The sequence below is a fragment of the Deltaproteobacteria bacterium genome (genome assembly GCA_020848905.1).
Taxonomy (GTDB): domain Bacteria; phylum Myxococcota_A; class Polyangia.
In genome coordinates, this window is the sequence record JADLHG010000067.1 from 64,333 (window position 1) to 80,211 (window position 15,879).

The 15,879-nt window shown below is 71.7% G+C and carries 12 protein-coding genes; 8 read left to right on the plus strand and 4 right to left on the minus strand.

Annotation, left to right across the window (positions count from 1 at the left end; translation table 11 throughout):
* Window positions 1–247 precede the first annotated feature (247 nt).
* From IT371_28500 to IT371_28510, 3 genes are all read left to right on the plus strand, one after another.
* A complete protein-coding gene (locus tag IT371_28500; protein MCC6751626.1) occupies window positions 248–1,906 on the plus strand; it encodes a mucoidy inhibitor MuiA family protein in 1,659 nt (552 codons plus the stop codon).
* Window positions 1,907–1,929: 23 nt separating this feature from the next.
* On the plus strand, window positions 1,930–3,888 hold the full coding sequence (locus tag IT371_28505) for a DUF4139 domain-containing protein (protein MCC6751627.1): 1,959 nt from the start codon (window positions 1,930–1,932) through the stop codon (window positions 3,886–3,888).
* 157 nt (window positions 3,889–4,045) lie between these two features.
* Window positions 4,046–5,575, plus strand: a complete 1,530-nt coding sequence (locus IT371_28510; protein MCC6751628.1) for a choice-of-anchor J domain-containing protein — start codon at window positions 4,046–4,048, stop codon at window positions 5,573–5,575.
* A 24-nt stretch (window positions 5,576–5,599) separates the two neighbouring features.
* Here IT371_28510 and IT371_28515 read toward each other — a convergent pair whose 3' ends face one another.
* Both IT371_28515 and IT371_28520 read right to left on the minus strand, forming a co-directional pair.
* Window positions 5,600–6,478: a hypothetical protein gene (locus IT371_28515; GenBank protein MCC6751629.1), complete on the minus strand. Its 879-nt coding sequence runs from the start codon at window positions 6,476–6,478 to the stop codon at window positions 5,600–5,602.
* 2 nt (window positions 6,479–6,480) lie between these two features.
* Complete coding sequence (locus IT371_28520) at window positions 6,481–7,560, minus strand: DUF4388 domain-containing protein (GenBank protein ID MCC6751630.1); 1,080 nt, start codon at window positions 7,558–7,560, stop codon at window positions 6,481–6,483.
* Between the two features lie 109 nt (window positions 7,561–7,669).
* Here IT371_28520 and IT371_28525 point away from each other — a divergent pair, with 109 nt between their 5' ends.
* The 5 genes from IT371_28525 to IT371_28545 all read left to right on the plus strand — a co-directional run bounded on the left by IT371_28525 (window position 7,670) and on the right by IT371_28545 (window position 14,243).
* The gene (locus tag IT371_28525) at window positions 7,670–8,563 is read left to right on the plus strand and encodes a hypothetical protein (protein MCC6751631.1); all 894 of its coding nucleotides are present in this window, start codon (window positions 7,670–7,672) and stop codon (window positions 8,561–8,563) included.
* A gap of 116 nt (window positions 8,564–8,679) precedes the next feature.
* On the plus strand, window positions 8,680–9,366 hold the full coding sequence (locus IT371_28530; GenBank protein ID MCC6751632.1) for a winged helix-turn-helix transcriptional regulator: 687 nt from the start codon (window positions 8,680–8,682) through the stop codon (window positions 9,364–9,366).
* 4 nt (window positions 9,367–9,370) lie between these two features.
* The gene (locus IT371_28535) at window positions 9,371–10,450 is read left to right on the plus strand and encodes a membrane dipeptidase (GenBank protein ID MCC6751633.1); all 1,080 of its coding nucleotides are present in this window, start codon (window positions 9,371–9,373) and stop codon (window positions 10,448–10,450) included.
* 115 nt (window positions 10,451–10,565) lie between these two features.
* On the plus strand, window positions 10,566–12,164 hold the full coding sequence (locus tag IT371_28540; GenBank protein ID MCC6751634.1) for an acyl-CoA carboxylase subunit beta: 1,599 nt from the start codon (window positions 10,566–10,568) through the stop codon (window positions 12,162–12,164).
* A 57-nt stretch (window positions 12,165–12,221) separates the two neighbouring features.
* The gene (locus IT371_28545; protein ID MCC6751635.1) at window positions 12,222–14,243 is read left to right on the plus strand and encodes a biotin/lipoyl-binding protein; all 2,022 of its coding nucleotides are present in this window, start codon (window positions 12,222–12,224) and stop codon (window positions 14,241–14,243) included.
* A 22-nt stretch (window positions 14,244–14,265) separates the two neighbouring features.
* Here the strand turns inward: IT371_28545 and IT371_28550 are convergent, their stop codons facing one another.
* Together IT371_28550 and IT371_28555 are read right to left on the minus strand one after the other, a co-directional pair.
* Window positions 14,266–15,423, minus strand: coding sequence for a hybrid sensor histidine kinase/response regulator (locus IT371_28550; protein MCC6751636.1), 1,158 nt, complete (start codon window positions 15,421–15,423; stop codon window positions 14,266–14,268).
* Window positions 15,404–15,805, minus strand: coding sequence for a response regulator (locus tag IT371_28555; GenBank protein MCC6751637.1), 402 nt, complete (start codon window positions 15,803–15,805; stop codon window positions 15,404–15,406). Before IT371_28555 ends, IT371_28550 begins: the two co-directional genes overlap by 20 nt.
* Window positions 15,806–15,879 lie beyond the last annotated feature (74 nt).

Genomic DNA, 15,879 nt, shown 5'->3' on the forward strand with positions numbered 1-15,879 from the left:
AAAGAGAATGGGTCACCCTCCCCGACCCGCTGCGGGTCACGCGGTGTAGCACCGTGCGAGAGGTAAGGCAGGTATCTTCGCACACCCTCGGCCGATGGCAAGCGCGCAGGGATCGAGAGAGAGCCGACCGTGACGGAGGGGTGAAAGGTCGTGGGCTCTCGCGCGTATCAGGTGTAAGCGGCCAAGGGGCTCCGGAGCGGTCCGGCGGAGCGGCCCGGTCCTTCACAGCGCAGGCGAGGTGCCTCGGATGGCGCGCATCCATCGATGGAGACGAGCGGGTGGCGCGGGCGTGCTGCTCGCGCTCGGAGTGGCCGGGGCGGGCCTTCCGCGACCGGCCAGCGCCGCGGCCGAGGCGCCGATCGTGCAGGTCGTGGTCTACGGCGACCGCGCGCAGGTCACGCGGAGCCAGGGCGTGAGCTGTGCCGCGGGGGTGGCGGAGTTCTCGGGGCTGCCCTCCACGGTCCAGCCCGAGAGCCTCGCCGCCGAGCTCTCGGGCAGCGGCGCGCTCCTCGGCCTGGCGCACGAGGAGGAGGCCTCGGGTCCGCGTTCCGAGGCCGAGTCGCTGCAGACGGAGCTGCGGGCGCTCGATCAGCAGCTCGCCGCCTGCCGGGCCCAGGTCGCTTCCAGCCAGGCCGTGACCCGCAAGCTCGTCGCCTACCGCGAGCACCTGGCGCGGGTCTGGGCGCGCCAGGCCACCCTGGCCCGACCTCCGCTCGCGAGCTGGGACGCGGCGCTCGATCTCGTGAAGAGCCAGGCGCTCGCCGCCAGCCGGCGCCAGCGTGAGGCGGAACGGCGGGCGCGCGGGCTCGACCGCGCACGTGAGGCGCTCGCGCGGGACCTCGCCCGGCTCGAGGCGAGTCGTCGCCGCACCACCTTGCGGGTCAAGGTCCACCTGCGCTGCACGGGGCGCGCGACGGTGCGGCTCTCGTATCTGGTGCCGAACGCGACCTTTCGCCTGGCCTACCAGGCGCGGGCGGACCTCGCGCGCGGCACGGTCACGCTCTCGACGCTCGCGCTCGTGCAGCAGGGGACCGGCGAGGTCTGGCGCGGCGCGGAGCTCTTCGTCTCGACGGCGAACCTCGGTCGCAGCAACCTGCCGCCGAAGCTCGGTCGGCTGCGGGTGTCGGTGACGGAGGCCGACGAGACGCGCAAGGTGCTGAGCCGTCGGACGGAGCTCCGCGAGCACCTGCGCAGCAGCGTCGGCGATGGGGCGGAGGCGGCGAAGACCCTCGGGGGCGTGGGAGACAAGAAGCGCGGCGGCGACGGAGCACCCCGCGACGCCGAGCCGGCGCTCGCGCTCAAGCTGCGCGCCGCCGAGCGCGCGGAGGTTCCCCCCGACGGGCGCCAGGTGGCGGTGCTCCTCGACCGTCGGAGCCTCAAGGCCGAGCTCGGCCTCGAGAGCGTGCCCAAGCTCTACCCCTTCGTCTACCGGCGGCTAGAGCTCCACAACCCATTTCCGTTCCCCATGCTGGCCGGCACGGTGGAGCTCTATCGTGGGCGAGCCTACGTCGGGCGCACCGAGCTCCCCTTGCGCGCGCCGAAGGAGCCCTTCGCGCTCTCGCTCGGGGTGGAGAACGACGTGCAGGTCCGGCGCTACGTCAAGCGCGAGGCCCACGAGGGCCCGGGGACCTTCGGGGGAGAACAGAAGCTCGTGCACCACTACCGCATCGAGGTCGGCAACTGGAGCCGGCGCGCGGTGCGGCTGCGCGTGCGCGAGAACCTCCCCGTGCCGCAGGTGAAGGAGCTCCGCGTCGCGCTCGACGGGCCGACGACGCCGCCCTCTCGACGGAACGAGAAGGACGGCGTGCTCGACTGGGAGCTGAGCCTGCGGCCGCGCGAGAAGCGGGTCATCGACCTGGCCTACACCGTGACCTTGCCGCGCAGCTACGAGGTCACGGGGTATTGACGGCCTTCGGGCGAGGAGAAGAGATGATACGAGCCAGACGAGTCGTCGCCCCGGTCCTGGCGCCGGTCCTGGCCCTGGCGCTGAGCCTGACCTCGGCCGCGAACGGCGCTCCGGCCCCGAGCCCCGCGGCCGGATCGCGGGTCGATCGGGTGGTGGTCTACAGCGACCAGGCGCGCGTCGTGCGGCGCGTGGCGGTGAAGCTCGACGGGTCGGCGACGGAGGTGCTGCTCGCCGACCTGCCCGGGAACGTAGATCCCGACAGCGTCCGCGTCGCGGGGAGCACCATCGAGGTGGAGCGCGTGACGCTGAGTCGCAGCCGCGAGCGCTCGGTCGAACAGAAGCTGGCCAAGGAGCTCGCCGAGCGGGCGGAGAAGGCGCAGGACGCGCTCGAGCTGGTGCGGGACGAGGAGCAGGTATACGAGCTCGAGCGGACGGACCTCGACGGGCTAGGCCTCCATTCGCCGAAGAGGGGGCCGCGGGACCGGGTCCCCGACGCGCTCTTCGCCGGAGCCTTCGCGCAGGTGCTCCGCTGGATGGAGGGGCGGCTGGAGAAGCTCGAGCGGCGCCTCGTCGAGCTGCGCGCGCAGCGCAAGGGGTTCGAGGCCGAGCTCCACCGGCTGCGCGTGCAGGCGCGGGGGGCGAAGCTCGACGCGACGGACGAACCGGTGGTGCGCGTGGCGGCCGCCCTCAAGGGGGCCGCGGGGCGGCACGAGCTCGAGGTGTCGTATCGCGTGGAAGCCACGAGCTGGGTGCCGTCGTACGACCTGCGCTACGACGCGCGTCGCCGGGAGGTCGAGGCCACCTACTACGCGGTCGTGCGGCAGCGCTCGGGCGAAAGCTGGCCCGCGGCCCGCCTGCGCTTCTCCACGCTGGATCCCGAGGAGCGCCTCGCGGTGCCCGAGCTGCCGACGCTGCTCCTCGGGCACCACCGCCTCTTCGTCCCCACGCCGAGGCCGCGAAGCGAAGAGGTCGCGCCGCGCTGGAGCCCACCGGAGGCGGTCACCGAACCGGCCGCCGAGCACCGCGAGTGGCCCCGACGCGCGGTCGACGGCAAGCCCGACGCTGCCGCCCGCACCGACGACGATCGGCAGCGCGCGGCGCAGGCTCCGAGGCCGGCGCCCGCGCCTTCCCCCCCGTCGGCCCCGGGTGGCGCGTTCAGCGGCAAGGCCGAGGCCTCCGGCGAGGTCGAGGCGAGCTCGCGCCGCGCCCCGGCGCGCGAGAGCGTGGGGCTCCTGCGTGAAAGCGTGTTCGCCGGCCGCGCCTCCAGCACCGGCGCCTCCGCTCCGGCGCAGACGCTGCCCTGGGACGACACCGGCTACCGCCCTCGCGTCCTCGACCGGGACCTGCCCGCCGCCGCGGCGCGAGGCTACCGCTTCACGCTCTACGCCCCCGGGCAGCACAGCGTACCGGCCACCGGCGAGCCCCGGCGCGTGCCGCTCCTGACGCGTCGCTTCGCCGTCCGGCCGGTCTACCGCATCGCCGCCGCGCTCGCCCCGCGGGCCTACCTCACGGCCGAGGTCCCGAACCGCACCGGGCAGCCCATCCTGCGCGGCCACGCCCACCTCTTCTCGGGCAGCCTCTTCTCGGGCCGCACCTGGCTCAACACCGCGCTCCCCGGCGAGTCGGTTTTCTTGCCCTTGGGGGTGGACGACCAGATCAAGATCGTGCGGCGCGTCGAGCACCGCACCCTCACCAAGGGGCTGGTCTTCAAGGACGACGTCACGGAATACACGGTGGAGGTCGAGCTGGCCAACCACCGCGGCTACGGCGTGGAGGTGCTCGTCGAGGACCAGGTGCCGGTGAAGCTCGGCCGACGGGTGGAGGTCACCGATTTCGCGTCGCCATCCGGCTTCAGCGCCCCTGACGCGCGCGGTCACGTGCGCTACCGCGGCACGGTCCCGGCGGGGTCGGTGCGGACCTTGAGCTTTCGCTTCCGCCTGGTGCGCCCGCGGGACTGGCAGGTCCATCAAGTGGAGGACTGACCGCCGAACCGGCGCTCCGCGGGAAGCCTCGCCCCCCCTTTCCCCGTTGATCCCCCTGGTGACCCCGGTAAGACCTTGTGCTAGGAAAGGGCAGTCTTATCGGAGCCGCCCCGGCACTGGGGCGATGCAGCAACGGAGCAAGAGACGAATGTGTAGCTTGAATCGGTTCGTGTGGGTGCTGGCTCTCGGGCTGGTGGCGTGTTCGTCCAATAGTTCTTCACCCGACGCACGCGGCGACGGCGGGGCGGTGAGCGAGGCGGGGGGCAAGCTGTGGCCCTGCGACAACCCGGGCAAGACCTGCAACGCGCACAGCTCGTGCGCCATCAACCCGGTCTGCGCCGAGGACTTCATCTGCCGGCCCTCCTCGTTCCAGGAGTGCGACGACGGCCTCGAGTGCACGGACAACGTGTGCGAGGGGGCGGGCCTCTGCCGCTTCGCGCCCAAGGCGGGCTTCTGCTCGCTGCCGGTCAGAGATCAGAAAACGAAGAAGACCGCCAACAAGTGCTTCAAGGCCGAGGAGCGCAACCCGAACGACGCCTGCCAGGTCTGCGCGACGGAGGGGGACCGCACCAAGTGGGCCTCGGCCAACGGGGGCGCGTGCGATGACGGCAACCCGTGCACGAAGGACGACTACTGCCAGAACGGCCGCTGCACCGGGACGAGCTACCAGGACCAGTGTGCGGACAACCTGAGCTGCACCGAGGACGTCTGCGACGGCAAGGGCGGCTGCGGGGAGCACAAGCTCCGCCCGACCTCCTGCCTCATCAACGGCAAGTGCTACTCCAAGGGCGAGACCGACGCCAACGGCTGCAACGTCTGCGACCCGTCGAAGACCCAGAGCGCCTGGACCTCGCTCGGGGACCACTGCGAGATCGGCAGCAAGTGCTACAAGCCGGGCGACGCGGACTCGACCGGCTGCGGCGTGTGCGATCCGGCGACGAAGATCGACGGGTGGACGGTCAAGAAGGACGCCTGCCTCATCGGGGGCAAGTGCTACACGCCCAAGGAGCTGGACACCACCAAGTGCGGCGAGTGCGACCCGTCGAAGAGCAAGACCGACTGGACCTCTCTCGCCGACAAGTGCCTGATCGGCGCCACCTGCTACGACAACGGCAAGACCGACGACTCCGGCTGCCTGAGCTGCAACTACGCGGCGAACGCGAAGAGCTGGACGCTCCTCGCCGGGGCGCAGACGCAGCTCTACGACTTCGAGGGGGGCGCCGTGACCGGGTGGACCTTCGAGGGGTCGAGCACGGCGGTGAAGTGGCAGGCCTCGACGCGGCGGCCCGGCGCCGGGACGCATTCGCTCTACTACGGCGACCCGGCCAAGGGGAACTTCGACACGGGCTGGCTCGACTCGAACGACGGCAAGGCCGTGAGCCCGTCGGTGGCCATCTCCGCCGGCAAGAAGGCCGCCCTTCGGTTCATGCTCTACATGGATACCGAGTCGGGGGCCTACTCCGACGTGCTCGAGGTCTCCGTGGTGGACGGCAGCACGGCCACCAAGGTGTGGACCAAGACCTACAGCAACGTGAAGCTCAAGGCCTGGCAGGAGATCGTGGTGGACGTGACCAAGTACGCCGGCAAGTCGGTCAAGATCCAGTTCGTCTTCGACACGGTGACCTCCTACACGAACAGCGGCGAGGGCGTGTTCATCGACAACGTGCAGATCCACCACGGCTGCTGAGCGCCGCGTCGCCGCCTCGTCCTCTCACCCGCAGGTTCCGTTCGCCGTATCCTTGCACGTCAGGCCGGGCTTGCAGCAGACCGGGAAGCTCCCGGCCCGGCACTGCTGCGAGGTAGGGCAGCAGCACCCCGCCGCGAAACACAGCCCGCCGGTGCAGCCCTTCATGTAGTTGGCGGAGGTGCATTCGCTGTCGGCGCTGCTGCACTGGACGGGGGCCACGCAGGTGGTGCCCGAGCAACTGCTCCCCGAGGCGCACTCGCAATCCCCCTTCTGGTCGCAGTTCTTTCTCCCGCCCACGCAGGTGGCGCACTTGCCGTCAGTGCCGCAATAGGCGGTCGTGCCGCCGCACGAGCCGGCGGTCGTCGTGCTGCAGGGGGGCGGTGGCTTCTGACAGGTCGTTCCCTGGCACAGGCCCGTCGTGCACTCGCAGCCGTCGTCCCACTTGCCGTTGCAGCTCTCGTAGCCGCTCTCGCAGGCGCAGCTACCGTTGCAGGTCGCGTGCGCCCCGCACGGTCGGTCGCAGCCGCCGCAGTGGCTGCGGTCGGTCTTGGTGTTCACGCAACGGGTGCCGCAGAGGGCGAGCGGGGCCTGGCAGGTTCCCTCGCCCCCCGCTCGTCCGTCGGGTGGCGGTGTCGAGCCTCTATCGGCTGTCGGCGCGCCGCGGTCGGCCTCGGTCCAGGGGAGCGCGCTATCGCGTCGTACGGGGGGAGGGGTCTGCCCCGGCTCCACGCAACGCCCGCGCTGCGGGTCGCAGACGGCATCGGGTCCGCACGGGTGGTCCGAATCGCACGGGCGGTCGAGCGAGCTCACGCGCGAGGTCATGGGGCAGGCGAGCGCGACGGACGCCGCGAGACAGAGCAGCGCCGTCCGACCGATTCCCGGCCCCCGGTAGCTCGCGCGCATGATCAGCTCGGTCCGTGGCGTCCGGCCTCGTCCGCTTCGCGCGCGAGATCGAGCAAGAGCGCGGTCGTGCTCGTGCCGATACGGTCGGGGCGGTCGACCGCCTGCAGCGTGAATTCGAAGGTGCCCTCGTCCCAGGCGAGCAGCCGCGTGGCGAGGGCCCTCGGCGCCGCGCGACCCTGGCCGTCCTCCACGTCCACCACGCGACCGTCGCGCACGAAGAGCCGAGCTTCTTCGCCGTCGCGCGAGATGAGCAGCGCCCCGGACATGCGCTCGAGCTCGAACATCGTGAGCAGCGTCGGGATGCGGATCCGCGACAGGAGCCCCACCAGGTGCTCGCGCCGGGGCGGCGTGCCGGAGAGCGGCGGCACGATGAGGTCCGAGAAGACGCGGTCGAGCGCGTCGGTGAGCGACGAGCCTCCGACCCGGAGCTGCGATGCGCTCATCGAGCCGCGCGCCTTGGGCCGGTCGTAGATCCGCACGTCCACGTTGTAGTGCGTGGACCCGTCCGCGTGGTGCCCGGGGACCGCCTGCAGCACCTCTCCGTCGAAGCGGAGGCTGCGGTGCTCGGACGGGGACTGGATCTCCACCGCGACGGGGTCCCCCGGGTCGACGGGCCAGCTCGTCTGCAGGCGCATGCGGTGCAGGCTGTGGCGCGAGGTGGCGCCCGTCTCGACCGGGCGCAGCGGGCCCGCCGGCGCGTGCTGGAGCGTCTCCACCTCGATCTCGATCTCGCGGTCGAGCTGCAGCCCCACCACGTAGCGCACCACGCGTTCGAGCGCCTCGCGGCTCGCGGCGCTCTGCGGCATGAACTCGAGCGCGACCCCCGCCGTCACGCTGCCGGCGTGCAGGTCCTCGAGGCTGATGGTGCGGATCACCCGCGCCAGCACGTCCACCTGCTGCTGAAAGTCGCGCGAGGCGAGGCGCAGGAACTGGACCGAGCCCACCTGTCCGACGGGCCGCTCGCAGCGGAAGTAGAGGCCGCTCACACTCAGGTTCCCCTGGCGCAGGCGGGGCTCGTGGTCCACGCCCTCGAGCCGAATCCAGAAGTCCGCCGATACGCGGGCTCCGCGACGGTGTTCCATGGGGTGCCCCCTTCGTTCCCTCAGTCTATGATAGGAGGACCTCGGGTCGCTAGCCGCGCTCGCGGGACGGCGCGCGCTCATGACGAGGCCAGCAGAAGGACGATCAAGCATGTCTAAGCAGACGGTGCGGTGTTTCGGTGTGGCGATGGTCGCCCTCTTGGGCGGGTGCAGCACGCAGCTCCCTCCCTTGCCCGACGGTGCGGCACCCGCGGCCGACCGAGGCCTTCGCCCCGACGGCGCGGCGACGGACCAGCGAACGCAGGACCTCTCTCGCCCCGACGGAAGGCTCGCCGACGGAAGGCCTGCCGACGGAAGGCTCGCCGACGGGGCCCCGCCGCCGACGGTGACCGTCACCACCGACAAGGCCAAGTACGCCGAGAAGGAGGCGATCGTGGCCACGCTGCGCAACCGGACCGCTGCGCCCGTCTTCGTGGACGGCTGCACGGCGTTCCGGCGCGAACGCCAGGCCCTGGGCGGCAAGTGGGACGACCAGGGCGTCGACACCCAATGTGCGACGAACCCGCCGCAGGCCCGCGTCGTGGCGCCGGGGGCGACCTACAGCGAGACGCTCCTGCCCCGCTACGGAGGCACCTGGCGCGTCTCGGCCGACTATGCGGCGAGCTGCACGGCCGGTAAGCCCTTCAAACCGGTGAACTGCACCGGGATGCAGCAGGCCGTCTCTGCGCCCTACGACGTGGAGGTGGGGAAGTACACCGTCTGCTTTCTGCTCAACCTGGACTACGTGCTGCAGCTCGAGCCAGCCAAGAACTGCGCGCCGAGCCTGCCGGTGCTCCAGTGTCAGCGCGAGGTGCCGAACCGGCTCGACTGCCCCTGTCCGCTCTATGTCCAGGACGACACCAAGCTGCGCGCGATCGAATCGGCCTGGGTCAATAACGGGTGCGCCGGTCTGACGTGGCCCTGTCCGGGCTTGCCCTGCGTCGGCTGGAAGAAGGGCAACTGCGTCGCGCAGACCACGGGCCAGCAGGGGAAGTGCTCGCCGTAGACTCCGAGGACGGCCGCAAGGCGCGTGCCCGGACCCCGCGAGCTCTTGCAATCCCGGGGGTCGTGCGCTAGTCCTTCGGCATCCTTAGCAGTGTGCCACCGGGAGTGGGGGACAGCATGCAGCGACGGCGATACCTAGGGACCTCCGAGCTCGAGAGCGAGGAGGCGCAGGAGTCCTTGGCCCAGCGGCTCGTCGCCGGGCTCGGCAAGGTGAGCCTGGCCATGAAGAGCCAGGCCTGGCAGGCCGCGGGGCCGCGGGGCCTCTCGCCCACGCAGGCGCAGGTGTTGATGCTCCTCCGCGTGCGTCACCCGCGGCGCCTGTCGCAGCTCGCCGAGGAGCTGGCGGTCACGGCTCCCACCGCGAGCGACGCGGTGGCCACCCTGGTGCGCAAGGGGCTCGTGGGCAAGGAGCGCGAGCTCACCGACGCGCGCGCGATCGCCATCTCGCTCACCGCCAAGGGGCGACGCGAGGCCGAACGCCTGGCCGACTGGCCCGACTTCCTGCTCGATGCGGTGGCCGACCTCGAGCCGAGCGAGCAGGACCTGCTCCTGCGCGTGTCGATCAAGCTCGTGCGGTTCCTGCAGCTTCACGGGCAGATCTCCACCTCGCGCATGTGCGCGACCTGCCGCTTCTTCGTCCCCTATGCGCACGACGAGGCGGAGCGACCGCACCACTGCGCCTTCACCGACGCGGCGCTCGCCGAGTGCGAGCTGCTCTTCGACTGCCCCGATCAGGAAGCGGCCGAGCCGGAGCACGCGGACCGCACCTGGAACCGGTACGTGGCCGGCGCGCGCGTGAGCTGACCGCATGATCCAAGACTACGCGCGCTGGCGCGACGACCCGGAGGGCTGGGCGCGGCGGCTCGGCATCTCGCGCGAGGCGATCGACCTCTACGCCGCGTGCGACAGCATCGACCTGCACGTCGAGTCGTTCCTCTGGACGCGCCTCACCGGGTATCGCCTCGACCGCCGTCACGACGAGGGGCTCTTCAACGCGCGCTTCTACTCGCACGTCGACCTGCCGCGGCTCCTCGAATCAGGGATGACGGGGGCGGTCTTCAGCATCGCCACGAACCCGTTTCGTCGGCAGGCGCGGCGGACGCCGATGGCGCTCGCCAACCTGGCCCGACTCAAGGCCGAGCTCGAGGCGCACCCCGAGCAGCTCGCGGTGGTCAAAGACCACGCCGGGTACGTCGCCGCGCGCCGGGCGGGGAAGGTGGCCTGCTGGCTGGCGATCCAGGGCGGCAACGCCTTCGACAGCGGGCCCGACGACCTCGCGCGCATTCCCGACGACTGCGTGAGCCGCATCACCGTGGTGCACCTGTCGAACTCGACGCTCGGTGCGACGAGCGCTCCCTCGGGGGCGAAGCGCGACGGGCTCACCCCGCTCGGGGCGGACTACATCCGTCAGATGAACGCGCGGCACATCCTGGTGGACCTGGCGCACATCAGCGCGGACGGGTTCTGGGCGGCGCTCGCGGTCCACGACCGGAGCCAGCCCGCGATCGTCTCGCACACCGGCGTGCGCGCCGTGCACGACATGTGGCGCAACCTCGACGACGCGCAGGTTCGCGCCGTCGCCGAGCTGGGCGGGCTCGTGGGCATCATCTTCCACACCATGTTCCTCGGCCGGGAGTGGTGGAACGGCCGGTCCGAGCTGATCCTCGACCACATGGAGCACGTGATTCGCGTGGCCGGCGACGAGTTCGTGGCCCTCGGCAGCGACTGGGACGGCCTCATCGTCACGCCGCGCGACATGAAGACCGTGCTCGAGCTGCCGGTCCTCGTGCAGGGGATGCTCGAGAGGGGCTGGAGCCCCGACCGCGTGGGTCGCATCCTCGGGGGAAACTACCTGCGCGTGCTCCGGGCCGTGCGCCCCGGGGCGTGAGCCGCCGAGCACCGCTCGGGCTGAAACGCCTGCTGCGCCGCGACCCGCGCCCGCGCTTCCGCATCCCGTCCCGAATGAGTATGCTCCGGGCCTCTTTCAGCGAGAGCCCGAGGGCATGAACCCACTGCCGACCCGCATCGAACCGCGCTCCGAGACCTACCGTCAGAATCGCGCCGCGAACCTCGAGGCCGTGGCCAAGCTCGAGGAGTACCTGGCGCGCGCGCGCGCGGGGGGCGGCGACAAGTACGTGAAGCGCCACCTCGAGCGCGGCAAGCTCCTGCCGCGGCAGCGCATCGACCTGCTCCTCGACCGGGACAGCCCCTTCCTCGAGCTACTGCCGCTCGCCGGGCTCCACGAAAACGAGCGCCAGCCCGGCGGGGCGACGGTGGCCGGCCTCGGCTACGTGATGCGCACCGAGTGTCTCGTGACCGCCTCCGAGTCCACCGTGCAGGGGGGAGCGATCGGCCCCGTGGGGCTCAAGAAGGGGGCGCGCCTGGCCGAGATCGCGCGCGAGAACTGCCTGCCCACCGTGCACCTCATCGAGAGCGCGGGGGCCGACCTGCCGAATCAGGCCGAGATCTTCGTGCCCGGCGGCGCCGCCTTCCGCGAGCTCACCCAGCGCTCGGAGGCGCGCCTGCCGACGGTCTCGCTGGTCTTCGGCTCGTGCACCGCGGGCGGGGCCTACATCCCGGGCATGTCCGACTACGTGGTGATGGTGAAGAAGGCCGCCTTCATGTACCTGGCCGGGCCGCCGCTGGTGAAGATGGCCACGGGCGAGATCGTGACCGACGAGGAGCTCGGCGGGGCGGAGATGCACTCGCGCCTCTCGGGGGTCTCGGACTACCTGGCCGAGGACGAGCGGGACTGCCTGCGCCTCGGGCGCGAGATCGTCGGGCGTCTCGGCTGGCGCAAGCAGGGTCCCGCGCCGACGGGGCCCGGGGACGAGCCGCTCCACGACCCCGAAGAGCTCCTCGGCGTGGCCTCCGCCGACGTGCGCGTCCCCTTCGACTGCCGCGAGGTGATCGCGCGTCTGGTGGACGGCAGCCGCTTCTCCGAGTTCAAGCCGCTCTACGGGCCGACGCTCGTCTGCGGCTTCGCCGAGCTCGGCGGGTATCGCGTCGGCATCCTCGGCAACAACGGGATCCTCTTCTCCGAGTCGGCCAACAAGGGGGCGCAGTTCATCATGCTCTGCAACCAGAGCGACACGCCGCTGCTCTTTCTGCAGAACATCACCGGCTTCATGGTGGGGCAGGCCGCCGAGGAGACGGGGATCATCCGGGCCGGCGCGAAGATGATCAACGCCGTGGCGAACAGCACCGTTCCGTCGATGACGGTGATGATCGGCGGCAGCTACGGCGCCGGGAACTACGCCATGGCGGGGCGCGCCTATCGCCCACGCTTCCTCTTCACCTGGCCCAATCATCGCATCGCCGTGATGGGCTCCGAGCAGCTCGCCGGCGTGCTCGAGATCGTCAAGCGCGACGCGGCGGCCAAGAGCGGCAAGCCCGTGAACGAGGAGGAGCTGAAGGGGTTGAAGACCATGCTGGTGGGCAAGGTGGATTACGAGTCCACCGCCTGGGCCGCCACGGGGCGCATGTTCGACGACGGCGTGATCGACCCGCGGCAGACGCGGCGAGTGCTCGCCCAGTGCCTGTCGGTGATCCACAACGCGCCGGTGCGAGGCAGCACCTCCTGGGGAACGTTCCGCCACTGACGGTCCACTCCGAGCCGCGGCAGGCCCACCTCACGCGCACGCCACGAGACAGGCACCATGACGAAGCCGATTCAGAGTCTGCTGATTGCGAACCGCGGGGAGATCGCGCGACGCATCCTCCGCACCTGCCGCGCGCTCGGGATCGAGGGGGTGGCGGTCTACTCCGACGCCGACCGCGAGCTGCCCTTCGTGCGCGAGGCCGACCGGGCCGTCCGCCTCGGGCCACCTCCCGTCGGGGAATCGTACCTGAAGGTGGAGGCGGTCCTCGCGGCCGCGGCGCGCGCCGGGGTGGACGCGGTGCACCCCGGGTACGGCTTCCTCTCGGAGAATGCGGCCTTCGCCGAGGCGGTGGTGCAGGCCGGCCTCACCTGGGTGGGTCCGCCGGCGGCGGCGATCCGCGCCATGGGGGACAAGGCGGCGGCGCGGCGCCTGGCCTCGGGGCACGGCCTGCCGGTGGTCCCCGGCTTCGACGACGCCGGCGCGAGCGACGCCGAGCTCACCGCGGCGGCGGGGCGCGTCGGGTACCCGCTGCTGGTGAAGGCCGCGGCGGGGGGCGGCGGGCGCGGCATGCGGCGGGTCGACGGGCCCGAGGAGCTCGCGGCGGCCCTCTCGTCGGCGCGACGCGAGGCGCTCTCGGCCTTCGGCAGCGACGCCGTGCTCCTCGAGCGCTACGTGGAGAGGCCGCGGCATGTGGAGGTGCAGGTGCTGGCCGACGCGCACGGTGGCGCGGTGCACCTCTTCGAGCGCGAGTGCTCGATCCAGCGGCGGCACCAGAAGATCCTCGAGGAGGCGCCGTCGCCCGCGGTGGACGAGCGGCTGCGCGCCAAGATGGGCGAGGTGGCGCTCGAGGTGGCGCGGCTCGCCGGCTACGTGGGCGCGGGCACGGTGGAGTTCTTGCTCGACGCGCAGGGGAGTTTCTACTTCCTCGAGATGAACACGCGGCTCCAGGTGGAGCACCCGGTGACCGAGCTCGTGACCGGGCTCGACCTCGTGGCGCTGCAGCTCGCCGTGGCCGAGGGGAAGCGGCTCCCCTTCGCGCAGCGGGAGCTCCGCCTGCGAGGGCACGCGATCGAGGCGCGGCTCTACGCGGAAGACCCCTTGCGCGACTACCTTCCGTCGAGCGGCGAGCTGGTGCGCTTCGACCTTCCGCTGGAGGAAGGGGTGCGCGTGGACGCCGGTTACGAGGGGGGCTCGCACGTCGGGGTCTTCTACGACCCGATGCTCGCGAAGCTCATCGCCTGGGGGGAGGACCGGGCGCAGGCCAGTCGGCGCCTCTTGCGCGCGCTGCGGCGGGCCTGGGTGCCCGGGCTGGCCACGAACCTGCCGCTCCTGCGCGAGGTGCTCGCGCACCCGGCCTGGAACGCGGGCGAGCTCGACACGCACTTTCTTCCGCGGCACGGGCTCCCCACTGCCCCGCCGCTGAACCTGGCCGAGGGGACGATCGCCGCGGTGGCTCTCGGCTGGCACGAGCGTCGGGCGAGCGCCCCCTATCCGGCGCAGATGCAGCCGGGCTTCCGTCTCGGGGCCACGGGCGTGGAGCGGGATCGCTTCGTCAGCTTCGACGCCGAGCTGCTCGCCGAGTGGCGTACCGTCGGAGCGCGGGAGCTCGCGTTGCGGCTCGTGCAGGGGGAGACGCTCCTCGGGGAGCACGCTCTCGAGGTGCTCTCGCGCGAGGGGGACGAACTGGCGGTGGTGCTCGATGGGGTGCACCAGCGCTGGCGCGTGGCCTGCCGGCCGGCCCCGGGGGCGGCGGGGGTCGAGGACGGAACGACTGTTTACGTCCACCTCGGCCACGGCGAGGCGATGGTCACGCTCGTGCCGCGCTTTCCGCTGCCGCAGCTCGAGGTGGAGCCGGGGAGCTGCGTCGCGCCGACGCCGGGGAAGGTGGTGCGCATTCACGTCCGCCCGGGGCAGCAGGTGGAGCGCGGTGAGACGCTGGTGACGCTCGAGGCGATGAAGATGGAGCACCGGGTGAGCGCCCCCGAGGCGGGCGAGGTGCTCTCCATTGCGGTCGAGGAGGGGGAGCAGGTGGAGCAGGGCAAGGTGCTCCTGCACCTCGCGCCGGCCGAGGAGGGCTAGAGGCGGCGGGTCCGGGTCGCGGTCAGCCCTGCGGCTCGGTGGGCAGCTCGACGCAGAAGAGGCTCCCCTGCGGCTCGTTCGGCTCGATCCAGATACGCCCCTGGTGCGCCTCGGCGGCCAGCCGACAGTAGAGGAGGCCGAGCCCCCGCCCTCCGGCACCGGTGGGGCGCTCGAGCTGCACGTACTTCTCGAAGACCCGTTCGCGCAGGTTTGCCGGGACACCCGGCCCCTGGTCGCGCACCTTCAGCGTCCAGTGCGCCTCGTTCGTGGCGCCGAGCTCGAGGCCGACCGTGCTCCCCTTCGGGGCGTAGCGCAGGGCGTTGTCGAGGAGGTTTTCCGCCACGCGGCGCAGGAGGTCCCGGTCGCCGGTGACCTCGAGCCCCTGCGCGACCTGCACGGAGAGCTCGACGTTGCGCAGCGCGGCCCGGCGCGCGGTCTCCCGGACCACCTCGTCGACCAGCTCGCGCACCGAAAAACGCGTCGGGTGCGTGCGGAGGCTGCCGTCCTCGCCGCGGCTCACGTCGAGCAGGTTCAGCACCATGCGGTGGATGTTCTTCGCCGCCGAGCCCGCGTCGAGTAGCGCCTCGCACCCCTCCGCCGACACGCCGGTCTCCAGCTCCAGGAACTCGAGATTCGAGAGGATCCCCGCGAGCGGGTTCTTCAGGTCGTGCACGATCAGATCGGTGAGCTGCTGCTTTTGGGCCTGCTCGTGCTCGAGCGCCGCATTCTTGGCCACGATCGTTTGCACGGAGGCTTCGAGCTCTCGGCTGAAGCGCCGGATGCGGAGCAGAGACTTCACGCGCAGCAGGAGCTCGGTCCGGCGGATGGGCTTGGTCAGGTAGTCGTCGGCCCCCGAGGCCATGGCCTGCTCGTGCGACTGCAGGTCCTCGAGCGCCGTGAGGAAGCAGATGGGGGTCTCGGGCCCGGCGGGGAGAGCGCGCAGGCGCTGACAGGTCTCGAACCCGTTGAGCCCCGGCATCAACACGTCCAGCAGGACCAGGTCGGGGGCCTCCTCGGCGAAGCGCTCGATCGCCTGCGCTCCGCTCTCGGCTTGCAGCACGCGGTAGCCCACGCTCGCGAGGTGTCCCTCGGCCACCAGGCGGTTCTGCAGGTTGTCGTCCACGACCAGGATCGTCTCGACGCGAGGACTCGCCTCGCCGCTAGCGTTCGGTTCGGTCATCTCCATCCCCCGTGCGTGGTCTGAAAAACGATTCGACGTAGGGACCGAAGGCGCGCGTGTCGATGGGCTTGGGCACGTACCCGTCGAACCCGAGCGCCAGGAGCCGCGCCTCGTCGGTAGGCATGGCGAGGGCGGTCACCGCGATCACCGGCAGGCGGGCCCAGTCGGGGCGCGCGCGCACCTCTCGCAGCAGGCGCTCGCCGCCGCCCCCCGGGATCTGGACGTCGAGCAGCACCACCGCCGGCAGCCGCGCCGCCAGGGCCTCGCGCGCCGTCTCCACGCTGTCCGCCTCGCGCACCTCGTGCCCCCGGCACTCCAGCACCGCGCGGACCAGATCCCGGTTGAGCTGGTTGTCCTCGACCACGAGAATAGACGCGGCCATCGGAACCTCGCTCCTCGAGGGCGTTCGATGCATGACGGAATGATCGGCTGACACCAGCGCGTCCCGCCCTTTCC